General features: G+C 44.8%; 22 protein-coding genes and 1 tRNA gene. 3 read left to right on the forward strand and 20 right to left on the reverse strand.

The window, feature by feature from the left end; all coding sequences use genetic code 11:
• Window positions 1–31: 31 nt before the first annotated feature.
• On the reverse strand, window positions 32–1,030 hold the full coding sequence (locus tag B067_RS0117675; protein ID WP_019531427.1) for a metallophosphoesterase: 999 nt from the start codon (window positions 1,028–1,030) through the stop codon (window positions 32–34).
• Window positions 1,031–1,430: 400 nt separating this feature from the next.
• On the opposite strand from B067_RS0117675, the gene B067_RS0117680 reads away from it, so the two are divergent.
• A complete protein-coding gene (locus B067_RS0117680) occupies window positions 1,431–2,213 on the forward strand; it encodes a hypothetical protein (protein WP_019531428.1) in 783 nt (260 codons plus the stop codon).
• Window positions 2,214–2,267: 54 nt separating this feature from the next.
• Window positions 2,268–2,666 carry a hypothetical protein gene (locus B067_RS0117685; RefSeq protein ID WP_156820897.1) on the forward strand — a complete coding sequence of 133 codons (399 nt, stop codon included), beginning with the start codon at window positions 2,268–2,270 and terminating at the stop codon, window positions 2,664–2,666.
• Between the two features lie 609 nt (window positions 2,667–3,275).
• Here B067_RS0117685 and B067_RS0117695 read toward each other — a convergent pair.
• Together B067_RS0117695 and B067_RS0117700 are read right to left on the reverse strand one after the other, a co-directional pair.
• Window positions 3,276–3,470 carry an MbcA/ParS/Xre antitoxin family protein gene (locus tag B067_RS0117695; RefSeq protein ID WP_019531431.1) on the reverse strand — a complete coding sequence of 65 codons (195 nt, stop codon included), beginning with the start codon at window positions 3,468–3,470 and terminating at the stop codon, window positions 3,276–3,278.
• A gap of 66 nt (window positions 3,471–3,536) precedes the next feature.
• A complete protein-coding gene (locus B067_RS0117700) occupies window positions 3,537–4,397 on the reverse strand; it encodes a hypothetical protein (protein ID WP_019531432.1) in 861 nt (286 codons plus the stop codon).
• A gap of 347 nt (window positions 4,398–4,744) precedes the next feature.
• On the opposite strand from B067_RS0117700, the gene B067_RS0117705 reads away from it, so the two are divergent.
• Window positions 4,745–5,962 carry a tyrosine-type recombinase/integrase gene (locus B067_RS0117705; protein ID WP_019531433.1) on the forward strand — a complete coding sequence of 406 codons (1,218 nt, stop codon included), beginning with the start codon at window positions 4,745–4,747 and terminating at the stop codon, window positions 5,960–5,962.
• A 61-nt stretch (window positions 5,963–6,023) separates the two neighbouring features.
• Here the strand turns inward: B067_RS0117705 and B067_RS0117710 are convergent.
• The 17 genes from B067_RS0117710 to B067_RS0117800 form a co-directional block, all read right to left on the reverse strand.
• A tRNA-Ala gene (locus tag B067_RS0117710) sits at window positions 6,024–6,099 on the reverse strand.
• Window positions 6,100–6,166: 67 nt separating this feature from the next.
• Window positions 6,167–7,966: a type IV pilus assembly protein FimV gene (locus B067_RS0117715; RefSeq protein WP_156820898.1), complete on the reverse strand. Its 1,800-nt coding sequence runs from the start codon at window positions 7,964–7,966 to the stop codon at window positions 6,167–6,169.
• Between the two features lie 160 nt (window positions 7,967–8,126).
• The gene (gltX, locus tag B067_RS0117720) at window positions 8,127–9,620 is read right to left on the reverse strand and encodes a glutamate--tRNA ligase (protein WP_019531435.1); all 1,494 of its coding nucleotides are present in this window, start codon (window positions 9,618–9,620) and stop codon (window positions 8,127–8,129) included.
• 155 nt (window positions 9,621–9,775) lie between these two features.
• Entirely contained in the window at window positions 9,776–10,351 is a 576-nt protein-coding gene (locus tag B067_RS0117725; RefSeq protein WP_019531436.1) for a phosphoribosyltransferase, read from the reverse strand.
• Window positions 10,352–10,840: 489 nt separating this feature from the next.
• Window positions 10,841–11,347 carry a hypothetical protein gene (locus B067_RS20875; protein ID WP_019531438.1) on the reverse strand — a complete coding sequence of 169 codons (507 nt, stop codon included), beginning with the start codon at window positions 11,345–11,347 and terminating at the stop codon, window positions 10,841–10,843.
• A 163-nt stretch (window positions 11,348–11,510) separates the two neighbouring features.
• Window positions 11,511–11,879: a cupredoxin domain-containing protein gene (locus B067_RS0117735; RefSeq protein WP_019531439.1), complete on the reverse strand. Its 369-nt coding sequence runs from the start codon at window positions 11,877–11,879 to the stop codon at window positions 11,511–11,513.
• Window positions 11,880–11,891: 12 nt separating this feature from the next.
• Window positions 11,892–14,168, reverse strand: coding sequence for a heavy metal translocating P-type ATPase (locus B067_RS0117740; protein ID WP_019531440.1), 2,277 nt, complete (start codon window positions 14,166–14,168; stop codon window positions 11,892–11,894).
• A gap of 103 nt (window positions 14,169–14,271) precedes the next feature.
• Window positions 14,272–14,697 (reverse strand): MerR family transcriptional regulator, encoded by a 426-nt coding sequence (locus B067_RS0117745; protein WP_019531441.1) that lies wholly within the window; start codon window positions 14,695–14,697, stop codon window positions 14,272–14,274.
• A gap of 264 nt (window positions 14,698–14,961) precedes the next feature.
• Entirely contained in the window at window positions 14,962–18,150 is a 3,189-nt protein-coding gene (locus B067_RS0117755; RefSeq protein WP_019531443.1) for an efflux RND transporter permease subunit, read from the reverse strand.
• Window positions 18,143–19,561 carry an efflux RND transporter periplasmic adaptor subunit gene (locus tag B067_RS0117760; RefSeq protein WP_019531444.1) on the reverse strand — a complete coding sequence of 473 codons (1,419 nt, stop codon included), beginning with the start codon at window positions 19,559–19,561 and terminating at the stop codon, window positions 18,143–18,145. Before B067_RS0117760 ends, B067_RS0117755 begins: the two co-directional genes overlap by 8 nt.
• Complete coding sequence (locus tag B067_RS0117765; protein WP_019531445.1) at window positions 19,554–20,921, reverse strand: TolC family protein; 1,368 nt, start codon at window positions 20,919–20,921, stop codon at window positions 19,554–19,556. Before B067_RS0117765 ends, B067_RS0117760 begins: the two co-directional genes overlap by 8 nt.
• 30 nt (window positions 20,922–20,951) lie before the next feature.
• Window positions 20,952–21,338, reverse strand: a complete 387-nt coding sequence (locus tag B067_RS0117770) for a hypothetical protein (RefSeq protein ID WP_019531446.1) — start codon at window positions 21,336–21,338, stop codon at window positions 20,952–20,954.
• Window positions 21,339–21,450: 112 nt separating this feature from the next.
• Entirely contained in the window at window positions 21,451–21,924 is a 474-nt protein-coding gene (locus tag B067_RS0117775) for a hypothetical protein (protein WP_019531447.1), read from the reverse strand.
• Window positions 21,925–22,147: 223 nt separating this feature from the next.
• Window positions 22,148–22,780 (reverse strand): cytochrome c, encoded by a 633-nt coding sequence (locus tag B067_RS0117780; protein WP_019531448.1) that lies wholly within the window; start codon window positions 22,778–22,780, stop codon window positions 22,148–22,150.
• Window positions 22,781–22,810: 30 nt separating this feature from the next.
• Window positions 22,811–24,064 (reverse strand): porin, encoded by a 1,254-nt coding sequence (locus tag B067_RS0117785; RefSeq protein WP_019531449.1) that lies wholly within the window; start codon window positions 24,062–24,064, stop codon window positions 22,811–22,813.
• Between the two features lie 25 nt (window positions 24,065–24,089).
• Window positions 24,090–24,449 carry a cation transporter gene (locus B067_RS0117790; protein WP_019531450.1) on the reverse strand — a complete coding sequence of 120 codons (360 nt, stop codon included), beginning with the start codon at window positions 24,447–24,449 and terminating at the stop codon, window positions 24,090–24,092.
• 409 nt (window positions 24,450–24,858) lie between these two features.
• Window positions 24,859–25,296, reverse strand: coding sequence for a hypothetical protein (locus tag B067_RS0117800; RefSeq protein ID WP_019531452.1), 438 nt, complete (start codon window positions 25,294–25,296; stop codon window positions 24,859–24,861).
• Window positions 25,297–25,524 lie beyond the last annotated feature (228 nt).

Here is a 25,524-nt window from a genome sequence, read left to right on the forward strand (position 1 = left end):
GACGCAATATGGATATACGTAATTAAATACTTCATAGCAATATCTTTAAATTTTCGTCGTGCCCAGTTTGTTCACGAGGATAGCCGGGCTGATTAGAATAAAAACGCGTTTTCTTGAGCGTAAAACTGGTACTCCAGTGATTGTGACCGTAAAGCCACAGGTCAATTTTATGCTTCTCAACAATCCATTCCAAATCATTATTAAAGTACGTCGTCACTGCATCAACCTCAAAATGAGGATGCACGCACTCGATTACCCCTGGAAAGTGCGTCACAATTACTGTTTTTCCGAAAAACGGCTTTGCTAGCTCAGTATCAAGCCAATTAACGTCTATTTTTTGCCACGACGCCATCTGCTTAGGAGTCAAAGCGAAACCGTTATTTGTAATTTCCCTAAAGTCGTTTAAAAAATATTTAGCGGTATTAAGTGCTAATTTTTCAAGTTCAGGACCGAATGTGGTGAAGTCTGACCACAATGTGCATCCCAAAAACTTGATGCCGTCGATAACAACAGAATCACGATTCAAAAAATGAAGGTTATCGACTGTCTTTGCGACACTTCTAAATGTTTTATCAAGCGTATCTTTAGCTAAATTTGGATTGTAGTATTCGTGGTTTCCTGGCACAAAAATGAAATGAGTATCAGGATATAGTTCAGCAAGTCCTTTAATATAATTTATAGCATACTCGCCGACGCCAATGTCGCCTGCAAAAACGGCAACTTTTTCACCCCGATTAACATAGTTGTAATTTTCACGACGAAACTCATTATGAATATCGCTTTGCAAACTGATAAATTTTTTATTACCGCCTTCATCCGCCTCTTTGCTTTCTTGATCGCCAGTATACAAAGACATTTCATGAAATTTTTCTTTATTAATACTTCTTTTCAGATATTCAATCCCGCCATCAACAATGTATGTTTCCCCATTTTTATCGACGTGAGAATTAAAGTCATGCCTGTGCTTGCTCGTTAAAATAGTTCCGTCAGGCGTCCTTATCTGATTAAGTATTATTTGCTTTTCTTTCATATTTAACTCTTCATAGCTAACCAATTACAGGTAAAAACACAGAAAAAATCTACAATCTTTTCACAACCCTACAGACAAAAACCGACAAAATATTACTAAAACCATAATCATTCATACACTTTTCTTTCGCCACCAAAATTAAACAAGCCTGCCTTAATCTTATAATCAACAAACAAACTCAACCAGATCACTACACACAACACCCAAACCAAGACAACAAACATTCAATCAAAGAAAACGAAAAAAATCAAACATTATTATAAAAAATAAATTTAATTAGAGCTAAATAAATATTAATTATTTAACTCTAATTAAATTGAAAAACAAAAATATTCTTGACAGAAAACAATAATGAACGAAATATATATAGGATTAACGCACAAAAAAATAAGGATTTAAAATGCACAAACTAAAACCAAAAATTGAAAATATAAATAGCAACAAAGTATATATTTTAAAAAACAACAACCACATTAAAAACATCGAAGTAAAGATTGGCGTATATATAACATTAAGCAGGCACACCAATTATTACTACATAGGCGAATCATCAAATATTGACATGAGACAAAGGGTAAGTGAAAACTTAAAAACCTACGAAGCACTATATTTTTTATCTATTAACGAAAAACTAACAAAGAAAGAGTTACTATACCTAGAGCTTTTAACAATATATATAGCAAAGGAATCAGGCTACTCTATAACCAACAAGCAGCAACCAAGCAAATCAATAGAACGCAGCCTATCATTAAAAGAAATAAATAAACTCGAACTATTATTCTCAAACCATATAAAAATTCTCAGACAAAAAAAATTATTTATAGTGGATACCAATTACCATTACACCCACTTTTTCGGAATTACAAATGTACTTGCTAAAGGAGTAATGGAAAAAGACGGTACTATAACAATACAACCTGGCAGTAGCATAAAACTCGAGGAATCAATCAGCTTCCCCAAAAAAGCAAAGAAATTAAAGGAAGAACTAATTAAAGATAAAATCATAGAAAAAAGAGGAAATCACCTCGTGGCCATTACTCCAATAAAAGGTCTTTCCTGCTCACTATCAGCTTCACTAGTGGCAGGAACAGCAAGAAGCTCAGGACAAAATTCAGGGAATTGCTGGAGAGAAGGACAAACACCTACTAGCTACCTGTATGATATTAACGAGACACGTCGCTAAACTTAAGATTAAAAAACATCACCAACAATGCCATCTTCTAGAAAGAACATAAATATGATCGAAAAAATCACTAAGACTACAGAGCACATTCAGTTAATGGAACAATTCCCCAGCCTAGGGCTAAATAGATTAAACCCTTATATGCTCTCATTGCCACTTGGCTGGATGAAATCTGTCACTGAAATTTGTCAATTATTGAGTGACTACAAAAAAGAAACGGGAAACCAGGTTAAAGTAACTCAGATAAAAGAAAAATTTGGCTCACTTCGGTTTTACTATCGAGCGCCAAAACAACCCGCTCAACTCTACGAGACAATAGAACAACTTTGCTTAATGACGGAAGAGATATGTGCATATTGTGGAAGCAAAGGAAAAATAAAACACCAAGATGGATACTATATGATGGCTGTTTGTGATAAGCATTACATACCTGATGAGACTGACTATGATTAGTCTCTACGAGCTTGATCAAGAAATTAAGCACCTATCACCTAGCTCTAAGTTTACATACATTAGCATTGGCCATTTTCTTCAATATTGCTTTCACATTGCCAAGGATGGAGTAATGATGATCAGTTGAGCCCCCTCTTTCTAAAAAACTTACTCAATTAATCGAGGAGATTAACAGTGGCAAATAACTTTAAAGTTCCTGTTAGTCGTTTTAATCGTGAACTCAGAAAATGAATATAAGTCATCGAAGATCCACAAAACAACATACTGTCAGAATAACGTCAAACGGAGTGGCGACCGCTGTAATAGCCGCGCCTAGATTATGAAAGCCAGCTCAGTCTGGATTATTATAACTAAGGTGTAGTGGATGGGCAGTAGTTACGATTAACCCTGATATCAACTGAACTTTTAGTTGTATAAAAATGCCTTATAACAACAGCTCATCCATATTGTTTATGTGTAGTGTAAATCTTGGCCTACTGCAGAAATCGACTGTGGAAATAGATATATTTATTGGCTACTCACCTAATATAAATCATTGGTAGGGGTGAAAAATTTATCCCCTCCCCCTAGATCCTTCTACATTAATCATCTACTGTAAGGAAGCTTAATTCATAAAAAGTACCCTTCCTTAATTTTATTTAACTCTTCAATCACTTTGAGTTTTCCAGCTTCAGTACTGGAAAATAGCAATGGTGACTTACCATCAAACATTTTTTTATCTGACACTAACCACTGATCAGCTTTATTTTCACTACCAAACACACCTATAGCCAACTCTTTTACCTCAACATCAATAACATCCATAATAATATCCTTATCTGTAATTTCTTAAGACGATTTATGTCTATTCTTAAAATTTAACACATAGAACTAGAACTTTTTTCTACCAGCCCCCACTCTCTTACCACCGCTATTTGATCTAACCGCTCTCTCAGATCTCAAAAATGCTTCAGCTCGAAGTAAAATTGCAATTTTTATAAATTTTATGTTTTCAACTTCTACTGGAATTTTTGGAAATAGCTTTATTTCTTTATTCAATATCGAGTTATCACTATAGCTAGCACTAGGCCTTGAATCTAGCTTCTCTAAAATTAGTTCTTTTTCAAAAACTGTTAATCCTTCATTATCAGCAAACTTACGAACCTCTATTAAGAGGCTATGGAGAGTTTCAGTTTGATAGCTTATCCGTAGTTTCGTTAATGTTTCTGTATATAGATCTTTACCTCTTAATGCTCTTTTATATGATGCAGTCCCATTTTTATGTATAGAGCAATTTTTATCTTTGCCTGGCTCTATTTCTCGCCAGCATAAATTACAAACACCTTCAGTTCTATTGTATTTATTAACATCGACTCTAATATTCGTCAAATGACTCTTAATAGAGTCACAAAAATAGGCAACATTTATTAGTGAATACAGATATTTATATTCGTCAGGGTATTCAAAATCCGAAAACATACCCCTTTCCATCAACTTATTTTCAAAATGCACCCTCCAACGCTTACCAAACTCAGCTAACTTCCTCCATGTATTACACGCTTTAGAACGAAAAAATAAACTTTCGTCTTCGACAAAAGCATTTAAATATTGGTGTTTTTTTTCATCTATAAAAGCCCATAGTACTGCTGGATTAACAGGGCTATCTATATTTTCAATCAGATAAACTGACAGCTCATCTGTAACCTCTTCACCTAAGAAAGCAACTAAATACTGTATGTTTTTATATTCCATATATTCAAAACGTCATATTTTTAAGAGCCACCTAGCCTACAGAATCAGATGTGATAATTACACTTATCAATGCAAATATATTCACATCGAAGGTGCTTAATGAGTAATAAGGCGGGTTTATGGACATATGAGCAGGTTGCTGACTTCCTTGGCAGCTCTGCAAATGATGCCATTTCTACACGATCCGTGATGCGCTTATGCCAACAAGGAAAAATTCGACGTGTTTATCCTTTCCCTAAAAAACCACGAGTCGTCCCTGACTCGGTTGTTCAATATGTGGACAGCATTATAAATACTCAACATACAGATAGCAGCACTAATGTCGTTTTTCTACCTGGTAACAATACATGGCAAAATTATTCACACGAACCAATTCCCCGTACTTCTGGACACGCTTCACAGGCCCAAAAGGCCAAGACGTTAGACTCAGTCTTAGCATACCAAAAGGTAGAGAATTCAAAGAAGCGGCGCAACTAAAGGCTTCCCAACTTGAAGTCCAGCAATGGGATGATTGGAAGTCTGGTAAATTCGACCGCCCTGACTATAGCTTTGATGACCTAATGATTGGCTGGGTCGAAGATAAAAAGCCTGGCGATGCCGACTTAAACTGTATAGCTAAGCTAAGCGATCAATTTACCGGCATGTTACTAAAAGACATTAAAGGCAAAGACATAGCCGAGTGTAAGCGGGTTTGGCGTAAAAGTGGCATTAGTAACAATACTATAAGACGTCGTTTATCCACTTTCAGCTCAGCGATCACTTACGCTAGAAGCGAGTGGGAGTGGGATATTGAAAACCCTGTATCTGGCCGCCTACCAGCAGAAGAGATCTATGAAGCCGATCATTTAAGCTATAAACAGGCTCAGCTATTTGTAGACGCACTTAAAATAAGGCGTTTCCAGCCTTATAACGCCTCACACCTATTGGACTTCTTTATCCTAGCAATACATACAGGCATGCGTAAATCAGAGATTTTATCTCTTAAGCTAGAGCAGATAGACTTTGAGCATAAATGCATCCATCTTAAAGCAAGCCAACAAAAAGGAGTTAAGCGCACTGCAACGCCCCTCAACGACGAGGCAATAGCTGCTATAGATCGCCGCTTAGATTATATTGCAACTAAGTGCCCAAATACTCTGTGGCTATTCCCCAGCCCAACATCCAAAGGCGATAATCACTTGCTGGATGTTACAACAGGATTCAATTCTGTTCGCAAAGAGGTTGGACTGCCCAATATCCGCATTCACGATCTTCGGCATACCTTTGCTAGCTGGCTAGTCCAGCGCGGTAACAGCCTCTACGAAACCTCTAAAGCTTTACGGCACGCATCGATCAAACCAACTGAGAGATACGCGCATTTAGAGTTAGAGCATTTACGAAAAACACATGATGATTTATCACAAGTTCCTGTTGATTTTAATTTAAAAGAAGATGAAAAAAATACAAACAATAGTCTTGCTAATGAAGCATGGAAGAAGAGCCTGAAAGGTAAGCATAAGTCATTGAAAACACACAAATCCGCACACTATTCGCACACTGACGAAAACGACAGCAATACGCCCTAATATTTTCTAGACGTAAAAACAAGAAAACCCCCGCAACCATTGGGTTGCGGGGGTTTTAATTTGGTGGAGCCTAGCGGGATCGAACCGCTGACCTCAACACTGCCAGTGTTGCGCTCTCCCAGCTGAGCTAAGGCCCCGAAAGAGGTGCGCATTATGGAGATGACGGTTTTTTTTGTCAACTATAATACGAAATAAATCGGTAATTTATTCGGATTGTTGTTTTAAGTTGCGCACGTAATCCAAGGCGGTGCTAATACGTGGTTCAGCGCCACGGATGGACTCTTCGCTCATAAGCATAGACTCGGCTTTGTCGTAGTAGCCCTGGGCACAATACGCTAGTGCATCAGAGATAAGGTCGTCGACATTATCATGTTCATGATGATGTACCACATCAAAGCCCTTGGGCGACTCGGGTACATAGCCCTGCATTTTGGCCTGTATTTTTTTGCTAAGCTCAGGGTCGGGACGCCATTTGCCTATGTGGTCAGCACCGGTGGGTTGCCCCGCGTCGTCGAATAAAGAGCTGAAGTTAATATCGCCCTGCGCGCTTTCATAGCCTATGGTTTGATCTTGGCTGGCTAGGGCCTCATCTAGACGCGCCAACTCAACGTCTTCATCAAAATCCGCTTGCTCTACATCTAGCTCTGACTCTGTCTCTTGTCGCTGACGACGTGAGGTTAGGTAAAAATAGCCACTACCGATTAAACCCGCGACTAATAATAACCACAGCCATAGCCGGCTGCTTTGGGCGGTGTCAGCGGCTTTGTTGGCAGGCTTGGCGGCGCTGTCTATGTTCAACACCCGCTTAATGCTCTCATCAGCAGTCTGGTTACTGCTTGCGGCTGCGGCCTGTGGCTGCATGGCGTGCAATTCGGCAATTTCCTGCTCGCGCAGCTGTACTAGGCGCTCTAAGGATTTAATATAGTTCGAGCCCTCTAAGCGCTGTAAGCGCGCTTCCATGGCTTTGTTTTCGCGCAATAATTGATCGTTTTGTTCTTTGCTGCGGCGCACGCGCTCACGCAGTTGCTCTTCAACAACGCTGCCGCTTGCTTGGTCGGTGTCGGTACCGGCGGCAGAGGCTTTTAAGCTCAACCTAGGCTCGGCTTGGGTCATTTGCTCAGCGGCTTGCTGCTGGGCTGGCGCGCTAGTGGCAGGCTGCTGCATAGGCGTTGGAACAGGGTTGAGTTTGCGCACTGGGCTTTGTGCGGGTTTGCTAGGCTCAGCAAGGGTTTTAAGCGCAGGCTTAGCCACCACGGACCAGTTGCTTTCGTTAGGTAGCTTTAGCACCACGGCCGCTTTTAGGCGGTTGGGATCGCCCTTAATAAACGCCTGCGGGTTGTTGGCTAATAACCAGTTCATCATGTCGCTCTGGCCGTAGCTTGTGCCTTGGCTAAGGCGCTGGGCAATACGTGACAGACTGTCGCCACTGCGCACCCGGTATTGATCACCCGATAAGCTCGCTGCCGCTGGCCGCGAGCTAGCACGCTGCGTTGAAGAGTTAGTTACAGGCTGGCTTGCAACCTTAACTGTAGGCTTAGCCGCGGGTTGGCTTAGCGCTTGCGCCGCCTGCGCTAATTGCTGGCTGGGTGGATCTAACAAGAGGGTATATTCGCGATACACTTTCCCTTGCGGCCACTTAAGTTCTATAAAAAAGTTAATAAAGGGTTCGTTAACAGGGTCATCAGAGTGCAGCGTTATATACAGCTGGCCATTTTTTAATTCTGGCTTTATCTCAAAACGTTGAAAATAACTAAGCAGCTCTACCCCCATGGTGGCAGCTTGTAGTGCATTAAGCTGGCGCACTTTTAGCTCATTGATGCTGTACTCTTTTTCAGGGCTGATGAGATCTATGCGCGCATCTAAGGACTGGCCCAAGTAGGAGCTATAGCTTAATTCTCCCAAACCCAAGGCCGCAGCCTGTGCACTCAGCGCACTGATTAACAATGCCGCCGATAATTGTTTACCGGTGCATTGTGATAAAAAAGATAATGTATATTTGCTCAACGCGACACGCCCTATCATTGATGCAGTCTCTTATTCTATTTTTCTTATGTGTTGAAACAATTTCATGGGCAGTAGCCTTGCAGCACTGCCCTATTATTTTGCGGCTCACTTAGGATCACAAGTTTAGCCGAATCAGCTGGATATGCCTATTTTTACAGCACTAGCCTGGGCTAATGGCATTATAGGCCTTTTCTAGCTTCTTCAGTTTCTTTTTGCCCAGCTCACCGGCTACGGTATTAAGGGCATGACGTATACGGGCGCGCGACATATCGGGGCCCAAAATCGCCATGGCATCTATTACCGATACTGACGTTGTGCTACCCGAAATAGCGATAAACAAGGGGCCAAAAAAGTCTTTCACTTTGATACCCATGCTATCGGCCAAGCCCTTCATGCAGGCAAAGATGCTATCGCGCTGCCAATCACGCAACGCTTCTAGCGACCACAGGCTAAATTGTAGGGCTTGCGCCAGCTCATCGCCTTGCAGTTTGCAATCGGCAAAATCGCTCTCACTGATGCTTAATTGACCAGAGGCAAAGAAGCCCGCCAACGGTGCAAAGTCGCTGAGAGTATCCATGCGCTGTTGCGCGAGCGGTAAAATTTGCAGTAAGTAGTCTTTATTAAACGCCCATTGCTGTAAACGTTCGGCCAGTTGCTCTACGTTTAAGTTTTCGCGTATCCACAGGCCGTTGAGCCAGCTGAGTTTAGCCACATCAAAGATAGGGCCGCCTAAGCTCACGCGTTGTATATCAAAGTGCTCTAGCATTTCTTGTAAGTTAAACTTTTCACGCTCATCAGGCATAGACCAACCCATGCGGCCCAAATAATTTAATAAGGCTTCGGGCAAAAAGCCCATGCGCTGATAATACATAATGCTGGTAGGATTTTTGCGCTTGCTTAGCTTGGTCTTATCGGGGTTACGCAATAAGGGTAAGTGACACAACTCGGGCATATCCCAACCAAAGTATTCATACAATAGTTGATGTTTGGGGGCGGAGTTTATCCACTCTTCACCACGTAGTACGTGGGTGATTTTCATTAGGTGATCATCGACCACATTGGCCAAATGATAAGTGGGCATGCCATCGGACTTGAGCAAAATTTGCGCATCCACTAAGGCCCAGTCCAACTCCATGGTGCCGCGCAGCATGTCTTTAACGTCTACTCGGCCTTCTTCGGGTACTTTCATGCGTACGACAAAGGGCGCGTTTGCGGCCTCACGGGCAGCGATTTCGCTGGCGGGCATGGCTAAATCACAGGGTTTGAGGGCCCGGTTGATGCCCTGTTCTTTTAAGCCAGCACGCAGTTCGTCTAGCTCTTCAGGTGTGCGATAGCAGTGAAAGGCGTGGCCTTTGTCGACTAATTCTTGTGCGTATTGGCCGTAAATATCGCGGCGCTCGCTTTGGCGATAGGGGCCGTATTCGCCCCCTACGTCTGGGCCTTCATCCCACTCTATGCCCATCCAGCGCAGTGAGTCGAAGATGGCTTGCTCTGAGCCGCTAGTAGAGCGGGTTTGGTCGGTGTCTTCTATGCGCAGGATAAATTTGCCACCCAGTTTTTTGGCGAAGCAAAGGTTAAACAAGGCCACATAGGCGGTGCCTACGTGTGGGTCGCCGGTGGGCGAAGGCGCAATACGAGTACGAACAGCGGTCATGAGTGTTCCAAAGCGAGTCAATAAAAAGGCGAATTATAGTGGAATAGCGGCTAGTTCACAGTAAAAACCTATGTATTAAGTGCTATTTATGACTAGACACTATTAACAAAGCCAACAATGATAAGTAAGCCAATCATTAAAGCAGTGAAAACGCTTTATGTTTGATCGGCTAGCGTCTGTAGCTTGTTGCGTAGTGCCTCTATACCCGGCTTAGCATTGAGCACTTCTTGCGCAGTTAGGCCCACTAGCTCGTGGGGGAACACTAACCACTTATCGGTTTCGTGCAAAAAGTAATCGGGGACCCGGCCGGTTTTATTGTTAGCCGGTTTGTAATACGGGGTGGCTACGCGTATCTCGGGGGTATTGCTGCCGCACTGCTCGTTTAAGTCGGCGATAACTTGCTGCATGCTTAGGCCTGTGTCGTGCACGTCGTCAACAATTAGCAGTTTATCGTCGGCACGCATACGCTCTACCACATAGGCTAAGCCATGCACGGCGACCTTGCCGGCGCGCTGCTCTATGCCTGTGTATAACGAGGTACGTATGGCGACATGGTCGGCATGGTGGCCGCAGTAATCCAATAACTCCTGCACCGCGATGCCTATAGGGGTGCCACCGCGCCAAAGTGCGACGATAAAATTAGGTATGTAGCCGCTCTCGATAATATTAAGACCCAACTGAAAAGAATCATCCAGTAATTGTTGGGCGCTAATATAGTGTTTATTGGGCACGGTGTTTACTCATGAAGCTTACGGGAAATGTTTAGCCAGAATAGCAGAGCCTTCTACCGTTGATAAACACTTAATAAAAAAAACCAGTCACACCGGACCCCTACCCGGCATCTAACTCGACATCCAACTCGACATCCAACTAAAGGCTGAAACCAGTGGATTCCGGATAAGCAACAAACGCTTTCCGGAATGACATGCCCCGTGAGCCGAAATCCAATAGAGCAGCGGCAGCTTTATTTAAAAATGCCACTTTAGCAAAAGATCTACTGACTTTTGATCGGCACCATCAACACCAAATTTGTTTTTCCAATAGGTGTATTCTATACCCACATCAAAGCGGCCAGTTTCCATACCCATGGCAGGCCCAATATTATATTTAATTTGCGGGGTAAAATGCGAGTCGCCCTTAGCTTTACCGAAGTCATTATCATAGCCAGTGGTGATATCCCAAAAGCCATCGATACGCCAGTTTTCAGCAAAATCAAAACTCTAGGTTATGGTTAGCTGATTATTATCTTCTTTGCCTATACCAAAATCATCTTGGTTTCTGCGGTAAACAATGACATTAAAATAGCTGGCACCGGGCACGGCTAAATTAACACCCACACCGTATAAGTAATTATTAAAGCCTCTATCTTTAGATTGGTGCTCTGTTTGCACAGCTACATAATAATTTTTAATAAAACTATCTTTACGCGCTTCCCCCATTAATAAAGGGATGCTGATATTCGCCCCTATTTCACCATAGGTTTCATGGGCACTGCCATCATCGCTGGCTAAGCGATCCATAAACATAAAGGTACTGCCCCAGGTATGGCCGGCGGCATGTTCCAAAGTAACGACCTTGCTGGTGTATTCATAGTCACCGAAAGGGTTCAGGTAATCATTACCCTGCAAATAGCTAACACTAAAATCTGACCAAAGCTGCTTGGCTAAAGCTAACGGCGTGAATGATAGTGAAATGACCCCGATTAATACGCTAAGACTTTTTCCCATGCCTATCCCTTTTTATACGCTATAAGACTCATTGAATATAGATGCATAGTGGAATATCAGCAATAAAGGACTAAGAGGTAAGAAAATCTGGCGCGGGGTGTCAGGATTGTCAACCCGCGCCATGGAAAGTTTTAAAAATAATTATCGCTAGAGTATGTTGCGATTATTTTTCGGGCTCGCCAACTATCAGCTCACCGCGGTACATTTGCATTTGGCAGGTGAAGGCATAATGCCCTGCGGCCATGGCCGGCAAGCTAATATCAGTAGCTTCATTAAGCGGCAGTTCGGCGCTAATCTCTAAATCAGAAAACACCACCATTTTTGCGCAGGGCGAGGCATCTTTACGCATAAAGCGTAAGGTAGTGGCCTGGCCCGCAGGCAACTGTATACGTGCCGGTTGATAGCTGCCGTTTTCTACCAGCACGGTCACTGGCCCCTGCTCTGTCGCGACTACCGCGGTAGGTTTATACAACCAAAACCACCACACGATTAGCGCAATTAATAATAGGCCGGCTAGGTTAATCATTAACATGTCAGTCTCCTTTTAGTGCTTGCGCGCGTTAAAAAAGCGCAGGCGATTAGCGTTAGTCACAACAGTGAGTGATGAAAAAGCCATGGCGGCCCCGGCAATCACCGGGCTTAATAACATACCGGTAAACGGAAATAATATACCCGCCGCGATAGGCACACCCGCGGCGTTATAAATAAACGCGCCGAATAGGTTTTGTTTAATATTACGCAAGGTGGCCTTACTCACCGCGATGGCATCGGCCAAACCGTGTAGGGAGCCGCGCATTAAGGTGATGTCGGCACTTTCTATAGCCACATCGGTGCCGGTGCCTATGGCAAAACCAACATTAGCTAGAGCCAAGGCTGGGGCATCGTTAATACCGTCACCGGTCATACCCACGATTTCGCCCTGGGCTTGCAGCTCGGCCACTTTCTCGGCTTTTTGCTCGGGTAATACTTCGGCAAAGTATTCGCTAATGCCCACCTTTTTAGCAACGGCTGCGGCGGTAGCGCGATTATCACCGGTTAACATCACTATGCGCACACCTTCGTTTTGCAGGCGTTTAATAGCGGCTACGGAATCTTCTTTAATGGGGTCGGCAACGGCAATGATCGCTGCTAGCTGTTCATCAACCGCAAAGTACATAGGGGTTTCTGCGCGCTCGGCCATGGCTTGGGCGGTAGCTATATAATCGTCTATGGCCACGCCTTTATCGCGCATTAATTTTTCATTACCCAATAATAAACGACGACCATTAGCCTGCCCTGCCACGCCGTGGCCGGCAATGGCGTTAAATTTTTCTACCGTCGTTAGGCTTAGCCCGCGCTCTTTTGCAGTGGCAACTATGGATAAGGCCAGTGGATGCTCTGAACCGGCCTCTAAACTGGCGGTTAATTGCAGCACTTCGTTTTCATCCTTGGCCTGCGCCAAGGCAATATGAGTAACCTTCGGTTGGCCTAGGGTAATAGTCCCGGTTTTATCTAAAATCATGGCGGTTATTTTCGAGGCGGTTTGCAAAGCGGCGCCGTTGCGGATTAATACCCCCGCTTCGGCGGCCTTACCCACCCCTACCATTACCGACATGGGGGTAGCCAAACCCAAGGCGCAAGGGCAGGCAATAATCAACACCGTAGTGGCCGATACTATGGCAAACGCCAATTTGGGATCGGGGCCAAAGTTTAACCACAGCAAGGCACTGAACACGGCAATAATCATTACCGCGGGCACAAAGTAGGCAGAGATAACATCGGCCATACGCCCTATCGGTGGCTTGGAATTTTGTGCGCGTTTTACCATTTCGATAATGCGCGCCAAGGCGGTATCTTTGCCCACTCGTGTCACTTTATAAAGTAAACTGCCACTTTTATTGAGCGTGCCTGCTGCCAGTTCGTCGCCGCTGCTTTTAGTGACAGGCATGGGTTCGCCGGTAAGCATGGATTCATCCACCGCACTACTGCCCTCTTGCACCACACCATCAACGGCAATTTTTTCGCCGGGGCGCACGCGCAACACATCACCTTGCTGAATTTTCTCTATCGCAACATCCACTTCTTCGCCGTTGCGTAGCAAGCGTGCGGTTTTGGCTTGCAAACCGATTAAGCGTTTAATAGCCTCGGAGGTACGGCCGCGCGCTTTTATCTCTAGCGCTAGGCCTAAGTTAATTAAACCAATAATCATGGCGGTAGCTTCAAAATACACATGCCTAGCCATTTCGGGTAATGCTAAGGGAAACAACACCACGATCATGGAATATAACCAGGCGGTGCCGGTGCCTAGTGCGACTAGGGTATCCATGTTGGCGTTGTGGTTTACAAAGGACTTCCACGCACTCACATAAAAGTGCTTGCCCGCGAATACCATTACCGCCAAGGTAAGCAGCCCCACTATTAACCACAGGCCACGCTGCAGGTCTGTTACCACCGTCATTTCGCCACCCAACACGCCGTAGAGCATGAGCGGCACACCTAAGCCTAGTGCTATCCATATCTCGCGTTTGAGGCGCTGGTAATACTGTTGATCGGCCTGCTCTTTGTCGTCCATTAATTGTTGATCAGTACTGTCGGCGATACTTTTGGCGCCGTAACCGGCGGCGCTAACGGCCTTAATTAATGTGGCAACGGGCGCATCGCCGGTTATTGTCACGGTGCCTTGCGCTAAGTTCATGGCGGCGCTTTCTACGCCCTGTAACTGCATGAGCGCGCCTTCAATTTTGCCTACGCAGCTCGCACAAGAGGCGCCTTCAACCTGTAAATAGGCCATGTTTTGCGGGGTATCTTCTTGCGAAACTTTTGTTTGCGAAACACTGCTCATTTTCTCGCTCCTATTAACCCAAAGTTTAATCACTATAAACCCTGGGACTGAGTGTTGATACGTAAAAGGCTTATGCTAAGCCTTAGTTTTGAAAACTGTTTTGCTAACTTTTTTTACTACTGCCCTGCTCCCAGGTTTCGATAAGATGGCAGATGCTTGCACCTGAAGGCATATTGTCGGGCAATTCACACCAGCTATCTAAAGCCGTTTCCATGCGCGCCATTAGCCTTTGCGCTTCTTCCATCTCGTTCCGGATAGCGGCAATGCGGCTCTCGATTAGCTTTCTGACTAAGGGGCAAGGGGTGTCACCGGTAGTGGCCGTTGCTAAAATTTTCTGCACCTCTTTTAAACTAAAGCCCAACTTTTTTGCCGATAGTAAAAAGCGCAGCCGCTGCTCATCCTGCAAACGGTAACGCCTATAGCCATTAAGCTTATCCCGCTCGGGGCTAAGCAAACCCAGCTTGCTGTAGTGCCGTATGGTGTCGGCACTGACATTAAAACACCGTGCTAGCTCTGTGACTGTTTTCATACTATTGCCTTACTATTTGCCTGACTATTGCCCTGCGCTTGTTCATACTCACTTTAGTTTGCTGTGCTTTTGCTCAGTAAGCTGTATCAAGAGCCTATAGTTTACAACCTAGGTGCTGCACCTAGGTCAACACGTTTTTTCATTTTAGCTAGACTATTTTCCCTTACCTTATCCCCTGCAAGCTTGGCATTAATGTTGATCGGCGACACTTGTTCAGCATCACCAAGCCCACGCCACACGCTATCAGGCTATCAGGCTATCAGGCTATACTGCGCCTCCATCAGCAGGCAATGGGGAATCCAGTTGATCAGCTATCACTCTATTTTTTTCCTGATACTGCAAAATAAAACTATAAATCACCGGTAACACCAATAAATTAAGTAGGGTAACGGTTAGCATTCCACCTAACATCGGGGCGGCAATACGATGGGTAACATCGGAGCCAGTGCTACTACTCCACATAATGGGTATTAAACCCGCCATGGTAGAAATAGCCGTCATGGCGACGGGACGCACACGTTTTGAGGTGGCAGATAATACTGCATCTTTTACCTCCGCCAATGATAATCGATCAGTAGCGATGGACCGTCGCTTAGCAATTTCTAAATCGATAAAGCTTAGCACCAACACCCCAATTTCCGCAGCCATGCCCGCCAACGCAATAAAGCCCACTGCCACCGCCACCGACATATTGTAATCATTAATATAGATAAGCCAGACCCCACCCACTAAACCAAAGGGGATGGACATCATCACCACTAGTGGCTCGGTAATATTGCGAAAGTTGAAATACAAGAGTAAGAAAATAATCAATAACGTGACTGGCGCTACAATTTTCAACCTAGCCTCTGCACGTTGCATATATTCAAACTGCCCAGACCAGGTAACTGTATACCCTGCCGGTATTTTCACTTGATCCTGCAAAACACGTTTTGCTTTGGCGACAAAACCACCAATATCAGAGCTAGAAATATCCACATAAATCCAAGCATTAGGCCGGGCATCTTCACTTTTAATAACCGGAGGGCCACGTCGATAGTTTATCTCTGTAACCATAGCCAAAGGGATTTGTGCGCCGGTTGGGGTAGGCACTAATACGCGTTTAAGCGCTTCTAAATCGTCGCGCAATTCTCTGGGATAACGTAAATTTACCGGATAACGTTCTAGGCCTTCAACGGTTTCAGTAATATTCATGCCACCAATAGCGCTTTGGATAATATCTTGCACGGCACCCACGGTAAGGCCATAGCGAGCGGCACGCTCACGGTCAATATCAAAATCTAGGTAATAACCGCCTACCGCTCTATCACCAAAAGCCGAAGTGGTTTCCGGCAAGGTTTTCATCGCTTGCTCAATGTCCTGGGCAACTTGTTGCAGTACATTAAGATCGGGGCCAGAAACTTTAATACCAACCGGTGTTTTAATACCGGTTGACAACATATCGATACGAGTTTTAATCGGCATAGTCCAAGCGTTAGCTAAACCGGGGAACTGTATCGCCTGATCCATTTCACTCATCAGTTCCTTGGTAGTTTTTTGGGGGTTTGGCCATTGCTCCTTAGGTTTTAATCGCACCGTAGTTTCTATCATAGCCAGCGGCGCCGAATCGGTCGCCGATTCTGCACGGCCCACTTTACCAAAAACATGATGTACTTCAGGAAAGGTCTTTAATATTTTATCGGTCTGCTGTAATAACTCCTTGGCCTTAGTAATCGAAATACCGGGGAAGGTTGTAGGCATATACAGAATATCGCCCTCGTCCAACGGCGGCATAAATTCGCTACCCAATTTTGAATAGGGGTAATAGCTCACGGCTAATAAAGCCACTGCTAAAATAACCGTAATACCGCGCCACCGCATCGCCAGCTTTAACGCAGGCCCGTGTAGTGCATGTAACGCTCTATTGATGGGGTTGTTATGCTCGGCAATAATTTTGCCCCGCAAAAAATAGCCCATCATTACCGGTACCAAGGTAATAGCCAAAATGGCCGAAGCCGCCATGGCATAGGTGGCGGTAAACGCTAGCGGGCTGAACAACCGCCCCTCCTGCGCCTGCATAGTAAAGATAGGTAAAAAGGAGACGGTAATGACCAACAATGAGAAAAATAGCGCGGGGCCCACCTCTTGACAGGATTCGCCTATCGTCTTCCAGCGTTCATCATTGTTCAATGCGCTGCCTTTTTCCTCAACGGCTATAGCCAAGCGACTATGCGCGTTTTCTACCATGACTATAGCGCCATCAACCATCGTACCAATGGTTATCGCAATACCACCCAAGGACATAATATTGGCGTTTAGCCCCTGTAAGCGCATCACGATAAAAGCCATTAAAATACCTAGCGGTAAGGTGATAATGGCCACGAAGGCCGAGCGTGCATGCAACAGAAATAGAATCACCACCAAGCTAACGATAAGCAGTTCTTGCATTAATGATGTGTTAAGACTTTTAACCGCACGCTCAATCAAATCACCGCGGTCGTAGACAGGTATAATCTCCACCCCTGCTGGCAAACCCGCTTTTAACTCCTCCAATTTGGCCCTAACAGCCTGAATGGTCGCTAAAGCATTCTCACCATAGCGCATAATTACCACACCACCGGCAACCTCACCTTCGCCATTAAGGTCAACCACGCCACGCCGCAATTCGGGGCCGATCTGAACATGGGCGATGTCTCGTAGCCGTATCGGTGTGCCATCGCCATCAACTCCTACCGGTATACTGTTGAGGTCATCAATCGACTGAATATACCCTCGCCCACGTACCATATATTCGGTTTCTGCCATTTCAACCAAGCGACCGCCCACATCTTTATTGGACATTTTAATGGCCATCTTGATTTTGTTCAGCGGAATGTTGTAACGGAGTAAGGCATTAGGGTCGACTTCAACTTGGTACTGTTTGACATAACCCCCCACAGATGCGACCTCGGCTACCCCTTGCACTGTTTGCAAGGGGTAGCGTAGATACCAATCCTGCAAAGAGCGTAATTGCGCTAGGTCGTGCTTACCGGTTCTATCCACTAAGGCATATTCATAAACCCAGCCGACGCCAGTAGCGTCTGGCCCTAAAGTCGGCGTAATACCCTGAGGCAGGCGGCCACTGACATAATTAAGGGACTCCAGCACCCGTGAACGCGCCCAGTACATATCCGTGCCGTCTTCAAAAATAATATAGACAAAAGACAGCCCAAAGAATGAGTAACCTCTAACGACTTTCGTTTTCGGCACCGCCAGCATTGAAGTCGTCAGCGGATAAGTGACTTGATCTTCAACCACCTGCGGTGACTGGCCCGGATATTTGGTAAAGACAATTACCTGCACATCGGATAAGTCCGGGATGGCGTCCAACGGCGCGTTTTTGTAAGCAAACAAGCCGACCAGTGCAATAATGACCGCCGCGATCAACACCATAAAACGATCACGTAACGAGGCTTTGATAATGGCATTAATCATGGACATGCGCTCCCTGTGTTTCAGGCTTCGATTGATCCGCCATTTCACTATTGGAAGGGTCAGTATCCTCCATGGCCTTATCGCCGCCCTCGCCAGTTGCGCCATCAGTTGCAGCACTACCTGCCTCTTTCAGAACAGCCATCATTTTTGCGGTGGCTTCCCGCAATTTAGATTCAGAATCAATCAGGAATTGGGCCGAGGTCACCACCTCATCACCCGCATCGACTCCCGCTAACACCGCCACCTTGCCATTTGACTCTATACCCAAGGTGACGATTCTGGGTTCAAATTTCCCTGGGCCTCTCACGATAAAAACCTGTGTACGATCACCTGTACGAATAACCGCCTCAGCAGGTATGACGATTACATCATCCAGGGGATCTGAATGAATGCTAAGTTGCGCAAACATATCAGGGCGTAATAGCGACTCACTGTTATCAAAAATTAAACGCAGCTTAGTAGTCCGCGTTTTTGACTCAGCGTAAGGATAGATATAGGAGAGAGAGCCCTTAAAAGTCTTACCCGGCACAGAAGCCAAGGTCATTTCAACTTCATCACCTAACTTAACCCACGGTAATTCATATTCGTAGACTTCCGCATAGACCCAGACCTTATTCAAATCAACCATCATGTATAGCTCAGTATTCGGTGTCACAAATTGACCCTGACGTGCACCAATATTGATAACCGTGCCGTTTACCGGTGCGTGTATATGCAGGGTTTTTTGAATAGTTCGGGTTCGTTCTAAAGTCTTAATCTGATGTGTTGGTACATCTAACAATCGCAAACGTTCGAGAGAGCTTTTAACTAACTGTTCAGCCCCTTTTCGAATTTGTTCGAAAGGGCTCTTACTCAATGTCGACAAATTATTAAGTGCTAATAAGTATTCTTGCTGCGTTGAAACCAGTTTCGGTGAATAAATACTCAACAGAACATCGTCCTTAGCGACGGCCTGCCCCGTTTTATCCACGCGCATTTCTTCGACCCACCCTTCTACTTTGGGGTGCAAGCGCAACATGCTTTCCTCATCAAAATCGACTCGACCCACGGCACGAATCGTTCGGCTGAGGGATGTCCGCTGAGCTATTGCTGTACGAACGCCGATATTCTGCACCACCACGGGGTTAATTTTTACCGTGCCCACCACCTTACTGGCCTCGTTATCGGCATACACCGGCACATAGTCCATACCCATAGCATCTTTAGCAGGTGACGGTGAGGTGACATCCGGATTCATTGGGTTGCGGTAAAACAGCGGTTTCTTTTCCTCCTGAGACAAACTCTGAGCTGATCCCTGAACTAAACGCTCACCTACAGCCTTAGCAGCATTGTCATTACCAAATAGTAGATAGCCCGTTGCTACACCAACAATAAGCATAGTAATTGAAGCCCATAGGATAGATTTATTCATAAACAGATTCCTCACCGACAGCGGCTTCCAGGCGCGCTAATGCTTGTTTCGCATCGCTCAACGCTTTCCAATATTGTAATTCATAATTAAAGAGGGTCATTTGGCTACGAACCAGATTAAGAAAATCCACTTCACTAACCTGATAACCCGCTAACATAGATTCCACCGTTTGCTGTGCTTGCGGCACAATACCGCTGCCAAAAAGCGATAATTGTTTTTTTGCTCGGTGATAATCTGTAACCGCCGTTGAGATAGTGGCCATAACTCTATTTTTTTCGTCTAATAACGCATAATGGTTTTTTTGTAGCTCATAACTTTTTTGCGACACTGCTTTTGATTGTTTACTACCTGCATACAACGGTATTTTTACGCCCACCATAACAGACACAAAATCTGAACGTGCACCACCTCGCGGCAATGGGTTATAACCGCTACGGTCACCGTAGGTAACACCTACAGTGAAATCAGGGTAATAGTCACGCTTAGCCAAGTCGAGACGCGATTGCGCCGCATTCAGCTGTGTTTCCATCTGTTTTAAACGCGGCCTAGCAGCTTCTGCCAATTGGTAAAGCACCGCTTCATCGACAAGCTTGGGCATCATCTTTGATACTTGATTCGGTAACGAGACAACTTCATTCGCGGGCCTAGCCATAAGGATATTAATCTGAATAGCTTGGTTTCTTCGTATTGCTTGAAGTTGAATTTTTTGATCGATAAGCTTGGATAATTCTAGCTGTGCAAGTAAAACATCCTGCTGTAAACCTTTTCCCGTTTCGTATTTTGTTTTTGCTACGCTGATAAACTGGCCTAATAGACTTTGATTTATATCCACTGTTTTAAGAGCGCGATCTAAATAGTAAAGTTGCCACCATTTAGCTTTAACATTGTTAATAAGTTGCAAGCGAACCTCTTCCACAGTATGCCCTGCAGCCAAAGCATCGTATTCAGCAGCTTCTTCCTTCAAACGCAGCTTGCCGGGAAAAGGGAACACTTGGCTAAAACCTATCTGCGTCTGCGTCATCGCTTCCTGCTCCCTATCAAAGGTATCAGTGGGAAAGTTCATCGCGTTAAAGCTAACCATTGGATCCGGTAATGTGCCAACCTGTGAAGGGACTTCCGCCAACGCTTCATAGCGTGCTTGCATTTGGGCAAGGTTCGGATTATCACGAACGGCAATTTTAACCGCTGCCTGCGCACTCAGCAACTTGCCCTGTGGGTGTTCATCGGCCTGCAACGTTTCAACGCTTAAGGCAAGGCAGATAATAGCCGCACCAACAAAGTATTTATTGCAGGTAAAAACGAATCGATACATCCACCGACAAAATACTGCATTAGCAGATAAGCTGGCGAGTTGTTTCATCACAAATTCTTCCTTCTATTGAGGCTGCCATTAGTGGCAACCACGTCTTTCACTTAGGTGCGCCAGATTATCCAGTTCACATTCCTCAGAATATTGAATAAGACCTTTGCGCAATTTATCCGTCATTGTTTGTTTCATGTGGCCCTGCGTCTGAAAGATTACATTTTCTATATTCTTCATCGACACTTGTAACAGGTCGTAAACTAGGCTCATTTCGCCCGTGCTCACCTCAACACTTTCAATTCCCATCAGTGCTCCGAGTTTAGCAGTCAGTTGTTCCCGGGTAGCCATATATGGTAACGCCTTCAGTTTTATATTGTGGGCCTTTTTTACCACCGTAGCTTCTTGTTTCTCCGATTTCCTCAACCGATCCCCCCAAAAAACAGACGCGAGCAGTGGGCAAATCGATTTCTGCATTGCTCCGAGCAAAACGAGAACCCTATCCCTCGATCGTTAAGGCGCAACGCTGCCGCTGAAACTTCCATTGTGCAAACCGGATATTTTTCTAAGCTCATAACCCTGCCATAACTTATTTACGCCTATTCAGCCCAAGACAAAAAATCCTGGCCGCCCACAAACTGACCAGAGGTACAATCAACCACTGGATAATCGGAGTAATCCCCGTCCCTAACCCCCAGAGCTGGGGCATAATTTCGCTGTATTGCCATCGATCAAAAACCTCGGTGGCTAAATATTCAAGAATTAGGGTAATTACCAATCCTATAGCTATATATATCCTACACCAGCCCATTTTCATTTTATAAATCCAGGCAAAATTTCTGGAAACCCAGGCCACTAGCAGATAGGCGAACATAGCGATAAACGCGTCCCCCAAAGAAGCTCTGCTGCATAAAATCACGGAACTCCAATGTGAAGACTCAGACATACCCTGATAGAACGGCGCTTGCCACATTTCCCAGACAAAATGAAAAAGGAACGCCGTCACACCAACAACTGGTAGAAGTACTATGGCTTTAATTTTTATATTCGTATCTCTTGTCATGGTTAATTAATCAATTTTGGTGGGCAAGACACCAACTTCTTTGCTGCTACAAATAAGTTCATGCCAATGCATTTTTATTCACGCCAATTTCCATTAAATTCGTCGGTGCCAGTACGCCCTTGAATACCCGTCCCGCTCCAGCCCGTATGGTGCAAATATTGGAACGAGCCGTAAACACTCCATCGTTGTAGTCATCTCACTTTCCGGCCTTATCATAAGATCTTTATTCACTGCTACTTAAACGACCAAATGATGCTTGTATATAGCTCAATACAGCTTGAATATTCCCTTCTGTCAGACTGCTATTTCCACCTTTTGGCGGCATAGGCATCGAGCTACCTGGGCTTTGAAAACCGTTGGTAATATTGCTGAGCAGTTCCCTGTCACTCTTTAATAAACGACCACTTTTTGCAGTAAAGTCAGGCACTCCAGGCAAACTTCCTTTGCCATTTACACCATGACAAGCAACACAATTTTTCTCATAGATACTTTTTCCAGATTGAGTTGCTGGCATCGATACTGCTAGTGGCTTAGCCATAATCTGTCTATCCTTTTTCACTTTGGCATTCGAGCCTTGCAAAAAAGTTAAGATGTCACGACTCTCCTGCCCGGTAAGCCCAGCCCTTGCTCGCATATGAAAGACGGTTGTGACCCATTGGTCGTCGCGAAGATCGCTTGGGCTACGCATATTGTGGCAACGCATACAATTTTCTGACCAAGCCTTACTGCCTTTGGCAAAATCACCTGCTTCTGGATAATCAAACGCCATCACCAATGGGGATGCCATCCCAACAACCAAGAACAAAATAATCATTTTACTGTTGTTATAAATACTTTTTCTAATTGTAATTTTCATTACTATTACCCTCTGTTAGAAGTCCTTTGATTAAAAACCATAGGCCATCTGAAACAAAAATCGGTCATCATCGGCGTCGCTACCAGTTTGTCCATCGTTAAATTCATAACTGAACTTTCCGATAAAATTATTGGTGAATAGATAGTTCACGCCTAGTGCCCACTGTTGCTGGTCTTGAGTGTTATGGGGCGAGTCGAAATCCGTATAGCGACCCACCAACTCCCATTTGGATTGATACAAGCGATAGGATCCCTGTGTGTACCAAGTGTCCCAGGTCGCACCATTTGATGCGGCGGTACCACTACCGGTATCAGCACCAACCTCAGTCTCTACATATTCACCGCGTAGATTAAAAGCTTTGTATTGCCAATTAAAATCAGCTCCAATCACATCATAATCACGCGCACGCTCACCACCGAGTAAGCTGCTATCCCCTCCATGAATTGACGTGACTGTGGCTTGGCCACTCGCAGCAGAAATACCTAATTCAAACCCCGCAAATGGAATTAAGCCCAGCCGACCACCTACGACTTTTTCACCATCATTGTCTGAACCGAAACCTTCTGCTTCAACGCCATCAAGTTCAAACTCAATTTCGCCATCCTCTTCTTCCATCTCAGCAACTAGCTCTGGACCATTACTCACATAGAGAGCGTAATTGGTGCGAACGCTTCCGATAGGAAACCCGCCGCGTAATTGGAATCCCACATCAGATACGGGCGCGGCGCCATCGTGACCAAACCCCGGTGGTGCTGAGGGAAGTTTATTAATCCAGGACGGGTGTAAATTTTGGCGAAATTGACCAACAGGACTCAAAAACTTCCCTCCCACCAAGGTCATATAATCGTTCATAAACCAGTCGATAGTCAGGTACTCCAAAGCTGTCTCAGTTTCTCCATCATCACCCACCTCAATCTCTAGCTCCGCTTCCAACATCACTATATCGCGATATTGAAAATGAAAGATGGGCGAGAAAGTACCGACATTAAAACTACCGTCAGCCGACTCAGTATCGGTGTATCCCACATCGGCATAACCGGACATATGAATTAAGGTATCAGGCTGTAACCATTCGCCAGCGGTAGCGACATCTTGCTTGATAACTTCAACCTCCTCTTTGCTCGCGCTATTTTTAAGCTGCTGCTTAAGTACATCCATTTCCTGTTGCATACGCTCAACACGTTTCGCTAACTCATCAACACTGGACTCGGCCAAGCTTGCAATTGAAACAGTAGAGATAAAAACCGTGACTGCTGTGGTGATTGCTAAGTTTGTAATTTTCATAACATGTCTCCTTTTTTGGATAGGCCTATCGTCCGGGCGGACGTTTATGGCAACTCCATGGCTCATGACTGGCATTGTCTTTAACGTTCTGGTCAACAAATTTGTAATAGCCCTCTTTAAAATTCGTCCACCAGTCATGAGAAATATCACATTCATATTTCCTGATTATTTCTTCAATTTCGTCCAGTTGTCGTTTCGATGCGTCATAACTTATATTCAACAAGCTTTCTGAAACGTTAATCGAAACTGCATCTACGCCCACCAGCTGGCCAATTTCCGCTGCTATAATCTGGTGATTTTTATCTACTGCACCTTCTAATCGTAGATGCCTTGTCATCAAATAATTTTCATTAGCAGCCACTTCATATTTCCGCTTATTATTCATAAATACTACCCTCCTACACTGATCCTGATTTAGGAATAAACGATGGCGTCTACTTCCTATTGTGAAGATATTAATCGTCGAACTGTTCAATAGTCTGTTGTTCTTCTGCTTTCGACAGGCGCAAATAAACCATTAATAAAATAGAAAACATGACGAGCGTTGAAATGGTTGGCCATTGCAATAAAAAACCAAACATAATCATGACATAGGCAACATTGTGCCTGCACTGTCGTTAAATCGTTTGGCGATACTAGTCTTATGCTCGGCGTTCCAAACGCTCTATTTGGACATGGCAAAAAATATGCGAAAAGAAAAGTTTGATCGTACAACCTGGGTGTAACAGCAAGGTCAACAGTCAAATATCTACGGAGTCCGAAAAATCAGGCGTAGCAACGCCATTCCGGAGAGCTTAGGCGTGTTTTGGGGGATGGAAAATACGAGAAGGTAGCGCGTAGCTACGAGGTTCGATGGCGCTAATGATCTGTGCGTGGCTGTTTAGGAGAAGATTAACCGGCAATGTTTGAAATGCCGCCACACCACTGCCCACTACACAAGAGGTAGCACAGATACAATTATCACTACACATGTCACAATGCTCTGACGAAGAGTCGTCAGCACTTTTCTCGTGGCAAGGAACTTGGGGGGAAGCTCCCGGTAATTGAGCGGTGCCATCATGATGTCTGGCATGAGCTGATACATCTGCGTCGGCAACCATATCCATAAGTCTATCGACAGGTACGGAGGAATGGGAACTATCCATCATCATTTTTGCAGGCATAGCGGCAGCCATTAGCGGCTGAACAATCAACCCCCATATGACTATGACTATACTGACAAAACGAATCATGAATTTACCCTTATACGAAGAATCAATAGGGTACAGCCAGCAGCGCTTCCACGTATTGACCTGCATCAAGTGAGATGGACATAGGTTCTTTTCTAAGGTTCACTCCTGCCAAACTGAGTCTAAAATTCTAACGCTTAGCGCTACCACAACAATATAGTGGCTCAATCGTCTATAGCCTCATTTAGCTGCTTGCGTAACGTCTGCATATCTATCAGGCTGTTTTTCATT

This window comes from Dasania marina DSM 21967, assembly GCF_000373485.1.
Classification (GTDB): Bacteria; Pseudomonadota; Gammaproteobacteria; order Pseudomonadales; family Dasaniaceae; genus Dasania; species Dasania marina.